The following is a 17,662-nucleotide window of genomic DNA, read 5'->3' as shown; positions in this document are numbered from 1 at the left end:
TGTGGGGTAATCGCTCTCACACTCGTGCTTGCGGTGCTGTTCGTGGGACTTGCCCCCGGGGAGGTGGCAGCGACCCACGGCGACGGCCGCATCGCGATCGTCGACGCCTACAGTAACGAGAGCGGCCACACCGTCGTTGTCGTCCGAGCGCAGACCGGCGAGGAGGTCGACGACGTCCGGATCCGCTATGAGAATCAGACGGACGTGATCGGACCGCTGAGCTACGATAACGGGGGCGTCGTGGACGCGTACGTCGCGAACGCGAGCAAGCGGGACGAGGACAGTTACGGCGGCAACGGATTCTCGAATCAGACGGGCGACAGCGGGATGGTGCGGTTCGTCCTGAACGACTCCGCATCCTACGAACAGAGTACGCTGACGCTGAACGCCTCGACTGGCGGCACCGCCTACGAGAACGCTGACGCGGCCAACCGGTCGGTGTTGACGGCGAACGCGCACCGGATCACACTGCAGAACGCCACCGGAAGCCAGCTTTCGGGCAGTACGCCGGTGTTCCTGTACAACCGTTCGTCCGAGACGCTCCGCGGCACCGCCTTGGCCACTGGCGGATCGGCGGGGCTGCACTGCGGGGGTGCCCTCGACGGCGACACGTGTGTGGATCCGGACAGCACCGACGACCCGCACATATACGCCAGCGGAGCGACGGCGGCGGGACCGAAAACACCGACGCCGTACCCGACGACGCTCTCGGGGGCGGCCTTCCGGCTCTCGACGGCCAACGCGACGCCGCGGGCTGACCTGCCGCTCAACGAGACGACGACGCTCCGTACCAATCAGTCCGGCGCGCCGTACGAATTTTTCGCACGGGAACGAACCGGCGGCGACGCCTCCTTCGCTGACGAGATCCGGATCAGAAACCGGACCAGCGACGAGGTGGTCTATCGGTGGAGGGACGGCGTCACGCCGAATCGGCTGGCGCTCCTGCGGCCGAAGACGCCCTACGAGGTCGTCTTCGAGAACGCGACTCGGGGGGAGACAAGACGCCGATACGTCACCGTGCCGACCAAGGGGATGGCCCAGCAGGTGTTCCTGCTTCCCGACGACGATCAGTCGACACCGACCACACGGGTGAGCGGTCAGGTGGTGAACGAGTCGGGCGATCCCGTCCCGAACGTGGTCGTCGCGGCCGAGCGAATGGGCGATCCGTCGCCTGAGCTGCGGACGTTCAACAGCACCACGACCGGCGGGAACGGCACGTTCTCGATGCGGCTGCCGGAGAGCGACCCCACGAACGTCAGATATCAGTTCCGACTCACGAGCAACCGGACGAGTGACGGACGGCTCCAGTACTACCCGACCACCGACGGCAACGACTGGAACGGGTACGTCGTCCACGAGCGCCAGACGGTGCTGCCGACGCTCGAACTGAAACGGGGCGGGGAGGTCGACGTCAACGTGACGAACGCCACCGGCGGCACCGTCCCGACGCCGATGGGGCTTTCGAGCCTGAGCCAGACGAGCGATAGAACGGGCGACCGAGCCCGGACGGCGCTGACGGAATCGCTCGGGCTGTTCCAGCTCGGCCCGATACAGCCCGAGCAGATTCTCGTGAGACAGCCATCGCCCACCACGGGAGCACAGTCGAACGTCGGATACAATATGTGGGGGCTGGCGCCGCCGAATTCGGGGGGTCCACCCGACCCCTCGTACGTCTGCGCCGATCAGTTCGGCGTCTCACAGAGCGAGACCACCGACTCCGCCTGCGCGCTCGAAGAGGAGGGCGTCCTAGCGATCAGCCTCACGCAGCACGAGGGCATCGTCGGACAGACGGGCGACTCGCGGGCGCTCCCCGCCGGCCAAGCTGACGCGTACTTCCGGAACGAACTGATCGTCCGGAACGCCTCGACGGGCAACGTCACGACGTACCTCGGTCCCGGGAGCATCCAGCCGTTCCTGCTCGAAGACAGCGAGACTCCGTACACGCTCGGTCTGCCGGTTCCGCCGGGCAACTACACGGTCGAACTCCGGCCCACCGAACAGTTCCAAGACCGCACCACGGTCAGAGAGACGAGCAACTACACCGTTACCGCCGGTGCGGAGACGACAGCCGACCTCGACAGCGGGCGTGACTTCCTGATCGAACCGGTCCCGGAAGCGAGTGACGTGCCGTTCCGTCGCACGGCGGACAACTCCCTCGCGATCAGGGTCGGTGATCCGGCAACCGAGCAGGTACTGACCGACAGTAACATAAGCGTCTCAGTCCGGTTCAAGTACCTCAACGGAACGCTCGCGGCCGACGAGGATCTCACCTACGAGAGTTCGATCCAAGCGTTCAACCGGAGCGACATCACTCCCGCCGACTCGGGGCTGGACGCGGGGCTGTACATCCTGGAGCTCCGGGCGAGCCACGAGAACGGCACCCGCACGTACAACACGACGGTCCGCGACGGGATGGTCGTCTCCGACTTCGCCACAGACGTCCGGGTGAGCCAGCGCGTCGCGGCTCCCGAGGGGACGGTCCGAACCGACCTCCGGGCGTTCGATCTGACCACCGATCCGCCCGCCGGGATCGACGCCAGCGCCGACAACGTGACCGTCACGCTCTACGATCAGGCCGGAAACCAGATCAACGAGACGACCGCCGACGAGGGCGTCGACGGGGGGTACGGTTCGGTCGAACTGACCGCCCCCGAAAACGTCGGCCGATACCGGATGAGCGTCGTCGTCGAGAACGACAGCGGCCAGCAGGGCTACGCCACCACCTGGATTCGGGTGGCCGAGGCCAGCCTCGACGTCTCGGTGAATCAATCGGTCTACCGACCGGACGATCCGGTCGAACTGACCGCGACCGTCGAGGACGCCAGCGGAGATCCGATCGGCGACGCGACCGTCGAGACGACCGTCAGCGGAACGACGAACTCGTCGACGACGGACGCCTCGACCGGCGAGGCGACGCTCGTGCTGGATCCGGCACAGATCGCGGACGGCGAGTGGGACGGGACCACCTTCGTCGAGGTGAAGGCGACGGTCCAGCACGGCGGCGACGTGGCCAGCCTAGAGAGCGGACAGCGCGTCGTCGTCCGTCCGTTCGATATCAGAACCCGGCCGACCCGGCCGCAGTTCCAGTCGGGCAACAACGCCACGATCGATATGCTCGTCCCGCCGGGGACGAACGTCGCCCCCGACAACGTCTCCGTCACGAGCGTCGGAGGGAGCAGCATCGATGACGGCCAGTACAGCGTTACCGATCGGGGCGGCTACTTCCGCATCGAGGTCGGGTCGGGCGTTCTCGCATCCGGCGCGAACCGCGTGCAGATCGAAGCCACGAACGACAACGGCCGAACTGCCGGGGACACGCTGCGAGTCAGGGTGGCGTCGCTCTCCGTCCGCGTCGAGACGGAGCACTACACCTACCAGCCCGACGAAACGGTCAACGCGACGGCCAGCGTGCGCTACCTGAACGGCAGCGCCATCGAGGGCAAAGACGTCACGCTCACGCTCTATCAGATCGGTGACCGACCGGTGCAGATCGACCGGAACGCCAGCGTCGGAACCGGCAGCGACGGGCGCGCGACTGCGACCCTCTCGACGGGAAGCAGCGCCACCGGCTCCCACGTCGTCGTCGCGGAAGTCGACGGACAGGAGGCCTACAGCCCGGTCCGAGTGACGAGTGTGAACGCGACGCTCGTCGATCGCGACGGGTCGTCGGTAGACACCTACACCGTCGACGCGGGCGGCGAGGGGACGCTCAACGTCAGCGTGACGAACGCGACGGACGGTAGCGACATCGACGAAGGCACGATCAGGGCCGTGGTGTTCGTCGACGGCGAGCGGATCCGCCTCGGTGAGGGCGAGATCAGCGGCGGGACGGCGAATCTCACGTTCACCGTGCCGTCGAGCGCCGCCGGAACGTACCCGCTCGGCGTGAACGTCGACACTCCCGACGGCTTCGACCGGACGACCGGCGCGCTTTCGGTCTCCGGCGCCCAAGCGATCGAGGTCGACGCGGACGCGGAGGGTCGGATCTACGCTCCCGACGAAACCGGGACGTTCAGCGCCACAGTGACGCAGGGGGGCTCACCCGTCGCGGACGAGACAGTCGAGTTCGCGATCGTCAGCCGGTCGAGCGAGCGAAAGATCGGAACCGCCACCACCGACGACGCCGGGACCGCCACGATCGAGCCGACGCTCCCCGCCGATCTCACTGAGGGCGAGTACGCGCTGCAGGTCCGGCTGCCCGACGAGGACGTCCGCGCCTACGACGGTCTCCTGATCAGCCAGATCACTGCCGACGTTCAGTCCGAGGAGCCGGCGTACGCCGTCGGTGAGACCGTGAACCTCTCGATAGGCGTGACTAACCGGACGACGGGCGCGAACGTCTCGGACATCGAGGGCGTCGTCAGGCTGGCACTCCCCGGCGGCGACGAGCAGTTCGAGCCCTTCAACCGAAGCGGCACCGCCCCGTACGAGGTCCAGGTCGGGCTGCCGAACGACTCCGAGCTCACCGGCACGCAGACCATCGACGTCGCCGTCCGCAACGGGAGCTCACTCGCGTTCGACTCGACGCTGATCCAAGTCAGAAACGACTCGGAGAACGCGTCGCTCTCGGTCGAGGAGGGGCTCGTCGCCGAAACAGCGTTCGAGACGAACGCGAACGCGACGCTCAACACCTCGGCGACGCTTTCGGTGTACTCGCCGGGAACGGGATCGATGGTCGAACAGCGCGATCTGTCGATCAACGAGAGCAACGCCACGGCGACGAGCCTCACTCTCGGTTCGCCCGGGACGTACGTCTTCGAGCTGGACGTCCCCGGCGTCGGCACCGACGTCGTCGTCCGGAACGTCGAGGGCACCGCGAGCGACCCAGTGCTGCGCGTCGGTCCTGGTCTCGACAGCAACGCCACGACGTTCGGCACGAGCGAGGACGTCTATGTCCGGACCGATCGCGGGAACATGAGCGCGACCATCATCAGCGCGAACGGCACCAGCAGCGTCGCGCTGAATCGCGAGGACGGTGACGCCCACTACGGCGTCTTCTCGCGGGACAGAGCCGAGGGGACCTATCTGGTGCGGCTCGACGGGCCGAACGCCACCGACATCGACAGCGCAGTGCTCGAGGTGAACGACGATGCGTGAGGAAGATCCGATTCCCGGACGGACAACCCTTCTCGCCGCCGTCGTCGCGGTGGTAGTCGTACTGAGCGTCGCCGTCGGTCCGGCGGCGGCCGCCGAACTGCGTATCGACGAGGTCGACCTGCCGAGCAGCGTGACGCAGGGCGACGAATTCGACATTCAGGTCAGCGTCGAGGGCGAAGCTGTCGAGGACGTCGGCGTGACGCTCTCGCTCCCCGACGGCCTGTCCTGCTCGCCCGGCGGGACGCAAGACGTATCGCTGAGTGACGGGGAGGGGACGGCCACCTTCTCGTGCACCGCCGGGGCGCCGGGCGAGTACGACGGCGACATCGGCGTGACGCTCACCGGGGACCGGACCGACGACGGGACGACCATCAGCGACGGGACCCAGACGGGGATCAGCGTTCTCAGCCCCGCCAGTCTGACGCTCAGCACCAGCGTCGACGACGCGTCGATCGACGAGGGGGGTTCGACTGGACTGACCGTCGTGGTCCACAACACCGGGGATCAGTCCACCTCCTATACGGCCTCAGTCTCGCCGGACACCGGGCTCTCCGTCGACGACGCGGACGCCAGCGGCTCCGTTGACGGCGGGGGCATCGACACGGTCGAGTTCTCGCTCACCGGCGATGCCGGTGGCGATCGAACGGTCGACATCACCGTGAACGGCGACAACGACCAGACGCTGACCGGCTCGGAGACAGTCGAGGTAACGGTTCCCAGCGGTGGCGGTGGTGGCGACGGCGGCTCCACCGGCCCCGCGGCTCCGAGCACTGCGGACCCCGGGGACCTCGTGCTGCCGTCGGACGCGGTGCAGCGGCAGGCGTCCCGCGACCTCGCCGACGTCGATCCCGACCGAGCGGGCGTCCAAGTCCGGTTCGAGGAGTCCGAAACGGAGACGATGCGAGAGATTAGCTTCGCGAGCGAGGACGTCGCCGGCACCGGCGCGATCGAGGTGCGGGAGTCGGACGCGGTGTCTCCGGACGTCTCTCCGCCGACGGGCGGGGTCCGCTCCGCGGTGGAGATCACCGTCCCCGAGAGCGCCCGCAACTCCCCCGCGACGCTGCGCGTGAGCCTCTCCGCGGATCGGATCGAGACGTCGCCGGAGCGGGTCGTGATCCAACGGTACGACGCGGAGACGGACACGTGGGCCGAACTCGAGACGAGCGTCGTCAGTGAGAGCGGCGAGGTCGTGGAATTCGAGGCCGAGACGCCGGGGTTCTCGCTGTTCGCGGTGACTGAGTCCAACGCGGCGACGGCGACAACGGTCACGACGGAGACCCGGACGGCGACGGACGCCCCCGGGACGACGGAGGCTCGAACGTCGTCGACGACGACCGCGACCGGTACGCCGGGATTCGGCGCCGCGGTCACCGTCGCGGCCGTACTGGGCGCGGCGCTCGTTGCTGCACGCCGTCGGAGGCACTGATCCCGCTTCAGTCGCAGATGTTCGGGCTGCGCTCTCCGCGAGGCGCGTTGGCCCCCGCCAGTTCGACCGGTGTCACCGATAACGATTAGGGTGCAACCCTCGACTACGTAGGTAGGAAATGTGCCGGGACGAGGGACTGCGTCGCGATCCGACTCCGATTCGGCGCCAGCGCCGACGCGAGATGGGCGAATCACGCCGGGGTGTCCTGACGTGACTGGGGACGACGACCACCTCCGGGCGACGATCAGCCAGCGCGGCGTGCTCTTCGCCCCGTCCGAGAAGATACTCGTCGTCCGACGTAGCACCGACGGCGGGTGGGAACTCCCCGGTGGCCGCCTCGACCCCTACGAGGACGCCCCGGAGGGCGTTCACAGGGAGATCATCGAGGAGACGGGGCTGGACGTGCACGTACGACGGCCGGTCCATACCGCCTCGTGGCGCAACGACACCGACCAGGGGCGCTTCGCGGTCTACTATTGGTGCGTGGTCCCCGACGGACTCGACGTCGCCGACGACGATCCGGTCACGCTCAGCGACGAGCACATCGATCACCGGTGGCTCCCGCCGGCGACGGCAGCCGATCGGCTGAGCGACGTCCAGCAGCGCGCGGTCTCGATAGCCGCGGAGGTCCACAGGGGATGACCGACGAGACCACGAGGGCGAACGGCGCTGCGGACGCCAAGACGGACGGCGCTGAAGAGGCCGACTCGGAACCATCGTCTGCGCCGACGATCCGCGAACTCGACGACCGGACCGTGAGACAGATCGCCGCCGGCGAGGTCGTCGAGCGGCCCGCCTCGGTCGTGAAAGAACTGGTCGAGAACAGCCTCGACGCCGGGGCGAACCGGATCTCCGTCGCCGTCGAGGCCGGCGGCACCGAGGGCGTGCGCGTCCGCGACGACGGCGTCGGGATGGACCGCGAGTCGGTCCGGCGCGCGGTCGAAGAACACACCACGAGCAAGATCGCCGACATCGACGACCTCGAAGCGGGAGTCGGAACCCTCGGCTTCCGCGGCGAGGCGCTGCACACCATCAGCGCGGTCTCGCGGCTGACGATCCGGACGAAGCCGCGCGGCGGCGACGCGGCCGGGACCGAACTGCGCGTCGAGGGCGGCGAGGTGACCGAGGTCGGCGCCGCGGGCTGTCCCGAGGGAACGGTCGTCGAGGTCGCGGACCTGTTTTACAACACGCCCGCCCGCCGGAAGTTCCTGAAGACGACCGCGACGGAGTTCGACCACGTCAACACGGTGGTCACGCACTACGCGCTCGCGAACCCCGACGTCGCCATCTCGCTCGAGCACGACGACCGCGAGGTGTTCGCGACGGAGGGCCGCGGGAGCCTCCAGTCGGCGGTGCTGTCGGTGTACGGCCGCGAGGTGGCCGAGTCGATGATCCGCGTCGGGGGCGGCGACCCGAGCGAGGAGGGCGCCGAGGGCGACGAGAACGACCCCGCGACGGCGTCGGTCCGGAACGTGCGCGGGCTGGTCAGCCACCCCGAGACGACCCGGAGCACGCGGGAGTACCTCTCGACGTTCGTCAACGGACGGTACGTCACGGCCCGGACGCTGCGCGAGGCCGTCCTCGACGCCTACGGCGGCCAACTGGCGACCGATCGGTACCCGTTCGCCGTGCTGTTCGTCGACGTCCCCGCCGACGCGGTTGACGTGAACGTCCACCCGCGGAAGATGGAGGTCCGCTTCGACGACGAGGAGGGGGTCCGCGGGGCGGTCACGGAGGCGGTCCGGACCGCGCTCCTCGATGCGGGGCTGATCCGCTCTACCGCGCCGCGGGGGCGCTCGGCGCCCGCGGAGACCGAGATCGAACCCGAGTCGCCCGCCTCGGAGGCACGCGGCGGTGCCGGACACGGCCCCGACCCCGAAACGCGGCGCGGAACCGCGTCTCAGAGCGAGGGGCGGGTCGACGACGGCGTCCAGTCGAACTCCGAAGCCGAGAGCGCGGCGGGCGGCGGCGACGACACTGAGAGCGGGCCGGGCGGCGACGACACTGAGAGCGGGCCGGGCGGCGACGACACCGAGAGACCGGCCGGCGACACCGAGGGCGGCGACAGCGTCGGTGGCGACGGGGAGAACGCCAATCTCGGTATCGACGGTGAGAGCGACAGCCTCGGTGGCGACGAGGTCGCAGACCTCGGCAGCGAGAACCGCAACCGGGCGCGGACGGTCGATCCCGACGCCGACGACGCGTGGACGGTTTCGCGAGGCGACCGGGAACGCGGATCAGTCGGTTCCGGTTCCGACGCCGGTCGGAGCCCGGGCGGCTTCGGGAGCGACGGGGAGACGTGGAGCGACGCCGCCGACAGCAGTACGGGCGGGCCGCCGTCGGCGGAGCGGACCGCATCGTCGCCTGGCACCGGCAGCGCGAGCGATGGTCCGCGGTCGTCGGCCCCGGCCGACAGCTCCTCCCGTTCAGGCGGTGGCGGCGACCGACCGCGTCCGACCGGCGTCCTCGGGCCCACGGTCCAGCGCGACCTGCACGGCGAGGCCGCCACACTCGAACCCGAGTTCGACTCGCTGCCGTCGATGCGCGTCCTCGGGCAGTTGCACGACACGTACGTGGTGGCCGAGACCGACGGGGGAATGCTGCTGATCGACCAGCACGCCGCCGACGAGCGGGTGAACTACGAGCGCCTGCGTCGCGAACTCGACGGCGACGTCGCCACACAAGCGCTCGCGGAGTCGGTCGAGCTCGAACTCACCGCGCGCGAGGCGGCGCTGTTCGACGAGTACCGCGAGGCGCTCGCACGCCTCGGCTTCCGCGCGGAGCGCGCCGGCGAGCGGACCGTCGCCGTCGAGAGCGTTCCCGCCGTGTTCGCCGAGGCGCTCGACCCCGAGCTCCTGCGCGACGTTCTCACCGCGTTCGTCGGGGAGAGCGACGCGGGCGGCGCGGAGACGGTCGAGTCGGTCGCCGACGAACTGCTCGCGGATCTGGCGTGCTACCCCTCGGTGACGGGCAACACCTCGCTGACGGAGGGGTCCGTCGTCGGGCTCCTCGAAGCGCTCGACGACTGCGAGAACCCCTACGCCTGCCCGCACGGCCGCCCGGTGATCGTCTCCATCGACGCCGAGGAGATCGGCTCGCGGTTCGAGCGGGACTACCCGGGTCACGGCGGACGACGAGACGAGTGATAGTGATTGTGCTCGTCTCGTACCGGTGAGCGCCGCCAACGGGGTGGACGCTCATCGGTAAAAAGTGAGAACAATCATTATGATCTTCGGCAGTCGGTTCGACGGGAGCACGCGCGGGCTCGCGACGAGAGGCGAGACCTGGCGGCGCGAGGCGCGGCCTTGTGGTGAGCGTAGGTGGCGAGACGCGCGGCTGCAGTGTATCGATCACCGAACGCGACGACCGCTATTTATGTGCGCGCTGGGTGAAAGGCCGGTATGACCGACATCGTGACCTTCGGCGAGACAATGCTCAGGCTCTCCTCGCCGCCGGGCGAGCGCCTCGAACGGGCGCGAGAGCTGGATGTCCGGGTCGGGGGCGCAGAGAGCAACGTCGCCGTGGCGGCCGCTCGACTCGGCCGCGACGCGGCGTGGATCTCGAAGGTCCCCGACTCGCCCCTCGGACGGCGGGTCGTCGACGAACTCCGCGGCCACGGCGTCGAGACCGCGGTCGCGTGGGACGACGCGCCCGCCGCGAGGCTCGGGACGTACTACCACGAGCGCGGCGGCGACCCCCGCGGGACCGACGTGCTCTACGACCGGGCGGAGTCGTCGATCACGACCGCCGTTCCGGACGAACTCCCGGTCTCCGTCCTCGACGGCGCGGCGCTCTTCTTCACGAGCGGGATCACGCCGGCGCTGTCGCCGACGCTCGCGGAGACGACGAGCGCGCTCCTCGGCGCGGCCGCGCGAGCGGGCGTGAAGACCGCCTTCGATCTGAACTACCGCTCGAAGCTGTGGTCGGCCGGGGAGGCAGGCGACGCCTACGAGTCGCTGTTTCCGCACGTCGACGTGCTCGTCGCTGCAGAGCGCGACGTCGACACCTGTCTCGGTCGCGAGGGCGACCCGATCGACGTGGCGAACGGACTCAGACGCGAGTTCGGGTTCGAGACCGTCGTCCTCACGCGCGGCGAGAACGGCTCGGTCGCCGTCGCAGACGGCGAGGTGTTCGAGCAGCAGGTCTACGCCGCGGACACCTTCGACGCCATCGGGACGGGCGACGCCTTCGTGGGGGGCTACCTCGCGAAGCGCGTAAGCGGCGGCGACGTGGGTGAGGCGCTCGCGTACGGCGCCGCGACCGCGTCGCTGAAGCGGACGATCGGCGGGGACGTCGCGGTCGTCACGCCCGAGGAAGTCGAGTCCGTCGTCGCGGAGAACGGGGGCGGGATCTCGCGGTGAGCGGGGGAGCGATGAACCCGACGACCGCGGGGCGGTACCGCGTTCTCGGCCGTCCGCGGGACCCGTCTGAGCTCCTGCTCGTGTCGGTCGACGGGGGGGACGCCGACCGCGACCGCCCCGACGGGCCTCCGGAGGAGGCGTTCTCGCCTGCGTACGTCGATACGAGCGGCTACGACGGGGAGCTCGCCCGCGTCGTCGCCGGGCTTCACGCCGGCGCGCTGGTCGATGCCACGCTGTCGTGGGTCGACAGCGAGCCCCGATTCGATCGCGTCGAGGTGGTCGCGGACACGGTCTTCGAGTTCTACGACGGCGTCACCGGCGTCTTCGAGGCGGCGAAGCGGGCGTGGATGGTCGCCGAAGCGGAGCACGAGGGGATGAACGGGCGCGTGACGAAAAACACCGACGGCGAACCGAACGGGGCGCTGTACGTGTTCGCAAAGCAGTCGGGCGCTCGCGACCTCTTCGAGGAGTTCCGGACTGGGGTCACGCCCCTAGACCCCCTCGTCTCCCGCGTCGACCAGGGCGAGTCGGTCCCGCCGGAGGCCAACCAACCCCGCGCCGTGTTCGTGCTCCGCCCGCTGGACGAGCCGTTTCTCGTCGTCTACGTGGTGTTCCGCCGCGACGGCGTGCTGGCGGAGACGATGCGGTCGACGTACGGGCCCGGCTCGGGCCCGGCCGGCGCCAGTGCGACCGACGCTGGGACGACCGAGTGACGGCGGCACCCGCTGTGCCGGATTGCTAATCCCGATCGCCGCAGCGCCCCGTCGTTCATTACACATTAATATATTCGGCCCGCTACGTTAATATATGACCGTCGTCAGCGTCTCGATGCCCGAAGCGTTGGTCGAACGACTCGACGCGTTCGCCGAAGAGCACGGCTACACCGGCCGGAGCGAAGTCCTCCGCGAAGCCTCCCGCAGCCTCCTCGGAGAGTTCGAGGACAAGCGACTGGAGGACAGAGAGTTGATGGCCGTCGTGACGGTCGTTTTCGAGTATGAGACGACGAACGTCGAAGAGCGGATGATGAAACTCCGCCACGAGTACGAGTCGCTCGTCGCCTCGAACTTCCACAGCCACGTCGGCGAGCACCGCTGTATGGAGCTGTTCGTCCTCGAAGGCGAACTCGAAGACATCGCGACGTTCGTCGGCAAGATCCGCGCAACGAAGGACACCCTCAGCGTCGACTACTCGGTGATGCCCGTCGACGAGCTCGCCGCGCTCGACGCCGAGCAGTGATCTGACTGTCCACACGGTGTACCAGTGATCGCCACCAACGGGGTGGGCGACAGCCGGGACGAGACGTGAACGCCGGTACGAACGCGACGAGGGCGCCCGGTCGGAATCGGCCCCGACCCGGTACGGAACGGGGACCCGCCGCTTCGCTTACCGATCTGACGCGTCCGTCAGCCGCGTCGTACACCACGGGCAGAAGTCGAGGTCCGGATCCAGTTCCTTCCCGCAGTGTGGGCAGTCCGACGCGCCCGTCGGGGCCGACGATCCAACAGTCACAGCAGCGGCAGGGCCCGCGTCGTCGTCCGCGGGCGATATCTCGGCGTCTACGGGTGACTGCCCGTTGCCGACATCCGCAGGATCACGTTCGAGACCGCTCTGACGAGCGCGCCCGGCTGTCGCCCGAGCCCGCCGCTGCTGGCTCCGCGCGAGGACGTACGCGTCGGCGACGCTCGCGACGCCCACCGCGAGGGCGGGGGCGAGCGCCACCGGATTGCCGCCGCCGGAGAAGAGCTCTTGGGTCGCCTCCGGCGGGACAAACAGCACAGACACGGCGACCGCCGCGGTGAACCAGCCGAGGCCGCGCTTCCACCGCCGGAGGTAGACGTGCCCGAGCCCGGTGGCGAGCGTCGCGAGAAGCGCCGCGAGCCACGGGCGCTTCGACCGCTGACTGTCCATACGTACTCTACGAGTGCGCCCGATTAGGTCTTGTGGATCTGTGGGCCCCGCTGACAGACGCCATTCGGTCGGCTGACGAACCCATACTATAAATCATTCCGCGACGAGTCGCCCGTATCGTGATCGCTGAGCTGTTCGTCGAGTGGTTCGGCGCGAACCCGATCGTCCACGGCCTCGTCGGCGGACTCGTCATCGCGGGGTTGAACCTCTTTGGCGCCTCGCTCGTGCTCGTCTGGCGGGACCCGTCGGAGCGGGCGCTCGACGGCGCGCTCGGATTCGCCGCGGGAGTGATGCTCGCGGCCAGTTTCACGAGCCTCATCATTCCGGGGATCGAGGTGTACTCCGGTGGGAACCCGATCCCGGTACTCGTCGGCGTGCTCCTCGGCGCCCTGTTTCTCGACCGCTCCGACGTGTTGGTTCCGCACGCTCACATCCTCCTGACGGGGCGGCGGCGGAGCGACGCCGCCGACCCCGGCGACTCGCTCCCCATCGACAACGAGCGCCTCGCACCGGTGGTGCTCTTCGTGCTCGCGATTACACTGCACAATATGCCCGAGGGGCTCGCCGTCGGCGTCGGGTTCGGCAGCGGCGACGTCGCGGGCGCGATCCCGCTGATGCTCGCGATCGGGATCCAGAACATCCCCGAAGGGCTCGCCGTCTCGGTCGCCGCCGTCAACGCCGGGCTCGACCGCCGCGCGTACGCCGTCTTCACGGGGATTCGCTCGGGGCTGGTGGAGATCCCGCTGGCCGTCCTCGGCGCGTACGCCGTCCAGACCGTCTCGGCGCTGCTCCCCTACGCGATGGGCTTCGCCGCCGGCGCGATGCTGTTCGTCATTAGCGACGAGATTGTCCCCGAGACGCACGCCGGTGGTCACGAGCGCGTCGCGACACTCGGGACGATCCTCGGGATCGTCGTGATGCTGTATCTCGACATCTCGCTCGGATGACGCCCGCATCAGATCGGTCCGATCCCGACGGCGCCCAGCAGCCACAGTACGAGGCTGACGGCGAGGGCGACGAGGACGACGCGCCACGCGAGCGCCAGCACGAGACGTCCCACCACGATCACCACGAGCAGGACGAGTAACGCCCCGAAGACCCCGAGTGGGGAGGTGAGCGGGCCGCCGAACAGCAACGCGGTGCTAGGTCCCATCGTCCCCGTTCCCGTATTCGACTCGAGTGCCGTTCGCGACCGGCTGCAGCAGGTACTGATCGGTCCGTCCCCGGCGAACGGGCGTGAAGTCTCCCGTGAACGTCGTCACTTGGTCTTCGCGGATCTCGAACGACTCTTTGAACTGCAGGGGGGCGCCGCCGGGCGTGTCGACGTCGGCGTCGCCGCCGCTTTCGAGTACCCCCTCCACGTCCGTTACGTCGAGCTGCAGGAACGCGTACGTCCCGACGTCGAACTCTCGCTCGTCGATCAGTTGCGTGTTTCCGTTCTGTAGCTCTACGAGGTCGGCCTCCTGTGGCTCCTCGAACTCGTAGTATTCCCGACCGCTGCTCTCGTCGACGTCGGCGTCGTCCTGTTGCTCTGTGCCGTTCGTTTCGGCCCGCCCGCCGTCGGTTCCGGTATCGTCCGCTTCGGTCTCCGCGGTCTCGGTGTCGCCGTCGCTGCCGTCGCTCGGCTTGACCCAGATCCCCTGAATCGTCACGACGCACGACTCGAAATCCGCGATATCGCCGGGCTGGTCCGTCACCCGCGTGGCGAGCGTTCCGGTCGCCGATGCGGTCCCGGCACATCCCGCCACCCCGACCGTACCCGCCGCTGCGATTCCCGCTGCCTTGAGGTACGTCCGTCGGCTCAGATCGGCCTTCGGTCTCGTTCGGTTCATCGTGTCTGTCTCATCGACGAGACAGCACTTAGTTCGGGGATTCCGTGACCCAGAATAACCGTGATTCACCGCGGGTAGTCGCCGATTTTCTCTGTTTTGACGAGATAAATCGGGTTAATTGGCGTGTCGTCGGGGGCAAAGTGAGTCCGCAGAGATGGGCCCTATGGGAAGCGCCGTATTGCGATTTCGCTCCTCTCGGGTTACCAACCGATCGGCGAACGGTTCGGATGTCTCTCGGGCAGTGCTCCTGACGGATTGAACGCTGTTCGGTCATTGATTTCTGAGGTAATCGCGCCGCTGTTCGGCTTTCTCGCGCGCACTACGCCGGTCGTAATGCTCATCGAGGATGTCTGTACTCGCGTTTAGTCGATCGGAGACCACCCGACGCGGAACGTCGTTCCGCCGGTACGCAGTGACCCGACCGCTCCGTACGTCGTGAGGCGAACGAGAAGACGGGCACTTACTCGCGTGTGTAAGGTACGCGGCCTCGCAGGTATCCACGTCTTCCCCGTGCGGACACTCCTCACCGCGCCAGCACGGACGTGTAACGCGGTACACTGCGTCTCGGAACGTTGTCAACGCAGGACGACCGTACTCCGTGGTGAAGAGCGGAAAACGGCCATGCTCATCGCGTGCGTTCTCACGAGGACCGTCAATGTAGTCCTCCAGCACGCGCGCAACGTTCGGATTGATCGCGTTCCACCGCTCACCCTTCTCCTTGTTTTTGAGCGGCGTGTCAGTTTCCGGACGGTGCCGAAACTGGATACCCGGCCGGTCGGTGTCGAGGTCGAGGTCGGACAGGTCCAGCGATCGAATCGCACCGACTCGCGCACCGGTATGCCACATCAGAAGCAGGATCCCGTGCGTACGGCTGGCGTAGTGGTAGCGGTTCAGGTACTCTAGAATGTCCGCAGCACGGTCTGGGTCGAGCGTCGTATCACTGACGTTCTGACCGTTACTCACAGTCGGTAGCGGAACATCTACGCGAAGTCCCTCCCGCACTGCGTCGATCTCCTCGGCGAACCGGAGGAACGCGCGGAGCGTCGACAGCTGACCTCGGAGAGTAACCTGTTGTATCTCCTCGCGGCCTTGGCCTAATCCTTCACGTCTCCAGACGCGGAAACGATAGAGATCTCTCCCGTTGAGATCGTTCAGGTTCTCTACTTCCTCTTCGTCACACCACTGGAGGAACGAAGCAAGCCGGTACTTTTGGCCGCTCAAGGTCTCCTTGCTCAGCTCGTCCCGGCGGGCTTCGAGATACATCTCAACACCCTCGCTCGGAGAGAGCGGTTCGAGATCGTCGCTCATCGATCACCCAGCGGATCCCACACCGCGTGGTTCGGATGCTCGCTAGCTAGGTGAGCGAAGTACCCGCGGACCATTCGAGACTGGAACGTGAAGCTATCAGACAACGGCTCGATGGCTTCGCCGCACTCCTTACAGAAACGCCAGTCTGAGAGGATTCGAGCGCAGCGTTCACAGACGGCTATGTGTCGCTTCGCGTCGATCCCCTCGGCGTAGTCGCCACAGTAGGAACAAGTGGCGTCGGAGTTTTCACTGAGCAATACGTCCGATCTTCTGGGGCTGGAAAGCCCCGCGGTGGTTCCGTGCATAGGCGGTCACGAGAACTACCGTAGGCCGTGTGCCAGCACGGCCTTTCTCGCGGACCAACGGAATCATCATCAACCGACTAGTAGCCCTCAGCTATCGTATTCAAACTGTGATTACTTAATAATTGCTACTAATTGGTAACTTGAATTCGGTAGGTACCAACAGGGAACATCTTTTGTGTACCCGGTGGTTCGAAAATATATGACCAACACCGAAGACGAAGAGCTACCTGATTTCGAAGATATGGAAAAGGTAGTCCTTGGCGAAATTACTCCCGAATTTTCCGAAGCAGAGGAAGCTTGGCTAAAAGAAGATCCAGAGGATTACGATTGGATAACAGATATGGATAAAGAAATTCTAAGGACTCTAGTATTTAATTTAACACTTACGCCAGCAGTAATTGCAGATAATACTGGCCGATCGAGGCCGGGGATCTCAAGACGGTTAAGCACGCTAAATGCGGGGGGATTAGTCGAAAAGAAAGGAAGAGGGAAATACCAGATTACGAAGCTAGGTATCGGGTATCTAATTTACGGCACCTAACGGATGAAAGAGGGAGTGATAGAAGTGTTCCCACGCTGGGTTCAAGAATTGTTCAGTACAGGCTATCTATCGGTATTATGGGCTAGTCTTTCCCGTAGCCGATTCGTCCGAGAAGATACCAGATAACAACTGTAGGAATGAGTACAAGGCTGAGAACGATCCCAACGACAAGTTGCGTATTTGAAGAGAGTCTATAGATGCTAGTCTCGGAGATTCCCCACCAAATGACTATCCCGGAAATGAGCGTGAGTGGGAGACGAAGACGCTCATATCGTATTGAGTAAAACGCGATACCGATAGCAACCCCACCAACTAGCCCATAGCCGCCAAGGAAAACCCAGTCGAGAGTACCGGGTGGCCCTTGAACGGTAGTCAATTCATAGTAATTACCCTGATATGAGATGTAGTGAATTCCGTGGTTTACTTCCTGATGATCGGAATACGTGAATTCCGATGGTTTATTAGATCTACCGTGTATAACGAACTGATTGTTATCCGATTGAATAGTTTCGGAAACTACTTTCCGTCCATTCGGTGAGAGTTCAGAATAGTTGAGAATGTTCGCCTCATTTGGGATCTCGGTAGCAGACACAGACTCAATTTGATGTTGATATTCCGGTTCACCGGAATGTGGAATTGCCTGAATACCTTGGATGATTACCAGCAGACCTATGAGAGCGAGTATGAGAGAGGGAATATCATATCGGGTAACGGAAACCATCGGATCATAACGGCCACTCTGTGTACAAATTCTTTGTCGTAAATTGGCTCTATATTCGCAGACAAATTCTCACGGCTGATTCGGTTGCAAGATTGTGAAATAAACACCGTATCCAGAGTTCTATCGCACCCTCGATAAGAGTCTAACCAGTGACCAGTCTAAC

14 protein-coding genes are annotated in these 17,662 nt (G+C 66.1%); 9 read left to right on the top strand and 5 right to left on the bottom strand.

All coding sequences use genetic code 11. From position 1 onward, the window contains the following. Positions 1–63: 63 nt before the first annotated feature. The 7 genes from ACT3HL_RS00925 (at position 64) to ACT3HL_RS00895 (ending at position 12,120) form a co-directional block, all read left to right on the top strand. A complete protein-coding gene (locus ACT3HL_RS00925; protein ID WP_445084924.1) occupies positions 64–5,097 on the top strand; it encodes a hypothetical protein in 5,034 nt (1,677 codons plus the stop codon). Beyond that, a complete protein-coding gene (locus tag ACT3HL_RS00920; RefSeq protein ID WP_445084923.1) occupies positions 5,090–6,523 on the top strand; it encodes a PGF-pre-PGF domain-containing protein in 1,434 nt (477 codons plus the stop codon). Before ACT3HL_RS00925 ends, ACT3HL_RS00920 begins: the two co-directional genes overlap by 8 nt. 210 nt (positions 6,524–6,733) lie before the next feature. After that, a complete protein-coding gene (locus ACT3HL_RS00915; protein ID WP_445084922.1) occupies positions 6,734–7,165 on the top strand; it encodes an NUDIX domain-containing protein in 432 nt (143 codons plus the stop codon). Then, positions 7,162–9,669, top strand: coding sequence for a DNA mismatch repair endonuclease MutL (mutL, locus tag ACT3HL_RS00910; protein ID WP_445084921.1), 2,508 nt, complete (start codon positions 7,162–7,164; stop codon positions 9,667–9,669). Before ACT3HL_RS00915 ends, mutL begins: the two co-directional genes overlap by 4 nt. A gap of 255 nt (positions 9,670–9,924) precedes the next feature. Continuing rightward, entirely contained in the window at positions 9,925–10,884 is a 960-nt protein-coding gene (gene kdgK1 / locus ACT3HL_RS00905) for a bifunctional 2-dehydro-3-deoxygluconokinase/2-dehydro-3-deoxygalactonokinase (protein ID WP_445084920.1), read from the top strand. A gap of 11 nt (positions 10,885–10,895) precedes the next feature. Further along, positions 10,896–11,597 (top strand): DUF6663 family protein, encoded by a 702-nt coding sequence (locus ACT3HL_RS00900; RefSeq protein WP_445084919.1) that lies wholly within the window; start codon positions 10,896–10,898, stop codon positions 11,595–11,597. Positions 11,598–11,691: 94 nt separating this feature from the next. Continuing rightward, positions 11,692–12,120: a ribbon-helix-helix protein, CopG family gene (locus ACT3HL_RS00895; RefSeq protein WP_445084918.1), complete on the top strand. Its 429-nt coding sequence runs from the start codon at positions 11,692–11,694 to the stop codon at positions 12,118–12,120. Between the two features lie 147 nt (positions 12,121–12,267). Here ACT3HL_RS00895 and ACT3HL_RS00890 read toward each other — a convergent pair whose 3' ends face one another. Then, positions 12,268–12,792 (bottom strand): DUF7575 domain-containing protein, encoded by a 525-nt coding sequence (locus tag ACT3HL_RS00890; RefSeq protein WP_445084917.1) that lies wholly within the window; start codon positions 12,790–12,792, stop codon positions 12,268–12,270. Between the two features lie 116 nt (positions 12,793–12,908). Between ACT3HL_RS00890 and ACT3HL_RS00885 the strand changes: the two genes are divergently transcribed. After that, a complete protein-coding gene (locus ACT3HL_RS00885; protein WP_445085273.1) occupies positions 12,909–13,739 on the top strand; it encodes a ZIP family metal transporter in 831 nt (276 codons plus the stop codon). 8 nt (positions 13,740–13,747) lie between these two features. Here the strand turns inward: ACT3HL_RS00885 and ACT3HL_RS00880 are convergent, their stop codons facing one another. From ACT3HL_RS00880 to ACT3HL_RS00870, 3 genes are all read right to left on the bottom strand, one after another. Further along, positions 13,748–13,945, bottom strand: a complete 198-nt coding sequence (locus ACT3HL_RS00880; RefSeq protein ID WP_445084916.1) for a hypothetical protein — start codon at positions 13,943–13,945, stop codon at positions 13,748–13,750. Beyond that, on the bottom strand, positions 13,935–14,624 hold the full coding sequence (locus tag ACT3HL_RS00875) for a DUF4382 domain-containing protein (protein ID WP_445084915.1): 690 nt from the start codon (positions 14,622–14,624) through the stop codon (positions 13,935–13,937). The genes ACT3HL_RS00880 and ACT3HL_RS00875 overlap by 11 nt, the downstream gene beginning before the upstream one ends. 270 nt (positions 14,625–14,894) lie before the next feature. After that, positions 14,895–15,932: a tyrosine-type recombinase/integrase gene (locus ACT3HL_RS00870; protein ID WP_445084914.1), complete on the bottom strand. Its 1,038-nt coding sequence runs from the start codon at positions 15,930–15,932 to the stop codon at positions 14,895–14,897. A gap of 504 nt (positions 15,933–16,436) precedes the next feature. Between ACT3HL_RS00870 and ACT3HL_RS00865 the strand changes: the two genes are divergently transcribed. Then, positions 16,437–16,778 (top strand): hypothetical protein, encoded by a 342-nt coding sequence (locus ACT3HL_RS00865; protein ID WP_445084913.1) that lies wholly within the window; start codon positions 16,437–16,439, stop codon positions 16,776–16,778. 82 nt (positions 16,779–16,860) lie between these two features. On the opposite strand, the gene ACT3HL_RS00860 is transcribed toward ACT3HL_RS00865, so the two are convergent. Further along, a complete protein-coding gene (locus tag ACT3HL_RS00860) occupies positions 16,861–17,499 on the bottom strand; it encodes a hypothetical protein (protein WP_445084912.1) in 639 nt (212 codons plus the stop codon). Between the last annotated feature and the right edge of the window lie 163 nt (positions 17,500–17,662).

The organism is Halobellus sp. GM3, assembly GCF_052545375.1.
The sequence above is the reverse complement of the archived record's forward strand: the minus strand, read 5'-3'. Positions and strand labels throughout refer to the sequence as shown.

Excerpts from the sequence above, each read along its gene's own strand:
- ACT3HL_RS00920 (WP_445084923.1), top strand. The coding sequence starts at position 5,090 with ATGCGTGAGGAAGATCCGATTCCCGGACGGACAACCCTTCTCGCCGCC.
- mutL (WP_445084921.1), top strand. The coding sequence starts at position 7,162 with ATGACCGACGAGACCACGAGGGCGAACGGCGCTGCGGACGCCAAGACG.
- kdgK1 (WP_445084920.1), top strand. The coding sequence starts at position 9,925 with ATGACCGACATCGTGACCTTCGGCGAGACAATGCTCAGGCTCTCCTCG.
- ACT3HL_RS00900 (WP_445084919.1), top strand. The coding sequence starts at position 10,896 with ATGAACCCGACGACCGCGGGGCGGTACCGCGTTCTCGGCCGTCCGCGG.
- ACT3HL_RS00895 (WP_445084918.1), top strand. The coding sequence starts at position 11,692 with ATGACCGTCGTCAGCGTCTCGATGCCCGAAGCGTTGGTCGAACGACTC.
- ACT3HL_RS00890 (WP_445084917.1), bottom strand. The coding sequence starts at position 12,792 with ATGGACAGTCAGCGGTCGAAGCGCCCGTGGCTCGCGGCGCTTCTCGCG.
- ACT3HL_RS00880 (WP_445084916.1), bottom strand. The coding sequence starts at position 13,945 with ATGGGACCTAGCACCGCGTTGCTGTTCGGCGGCCCGCTCACCTCCCCA.
- ACT3HL_RS00875 (WP_445084915.1), bottom strand. The coding sequence starts at position 14,624 with ATGAACCGAACGAGACCGAAGGCCGATCTGAGCCGACGGACGTACCTC.
- ACT3HL_RS00870 (WP_445084914.1), bottom strand. The coding sequence starts at position 15,932 with ATGAGCGACGATCTCGAACCGCTCTCTCCGAGCGAGGGTGTTGAGATG.
- ACT3HL_RS00865 (WP_445084913.1), top strand. The coding sequence starts at position 16,437 with ATGACCAACACCGAAGACGAAGAGCTACCTGATTTCGAAGATATGGAA.
- ACT3HL_RS00860 (WP_445084912.1), bottom strand. The coding sequence starts at position 17,499 with ATGGTTTCCGTTACCCGATATGATATTCCCTCTCTCATACTCGCTCTC.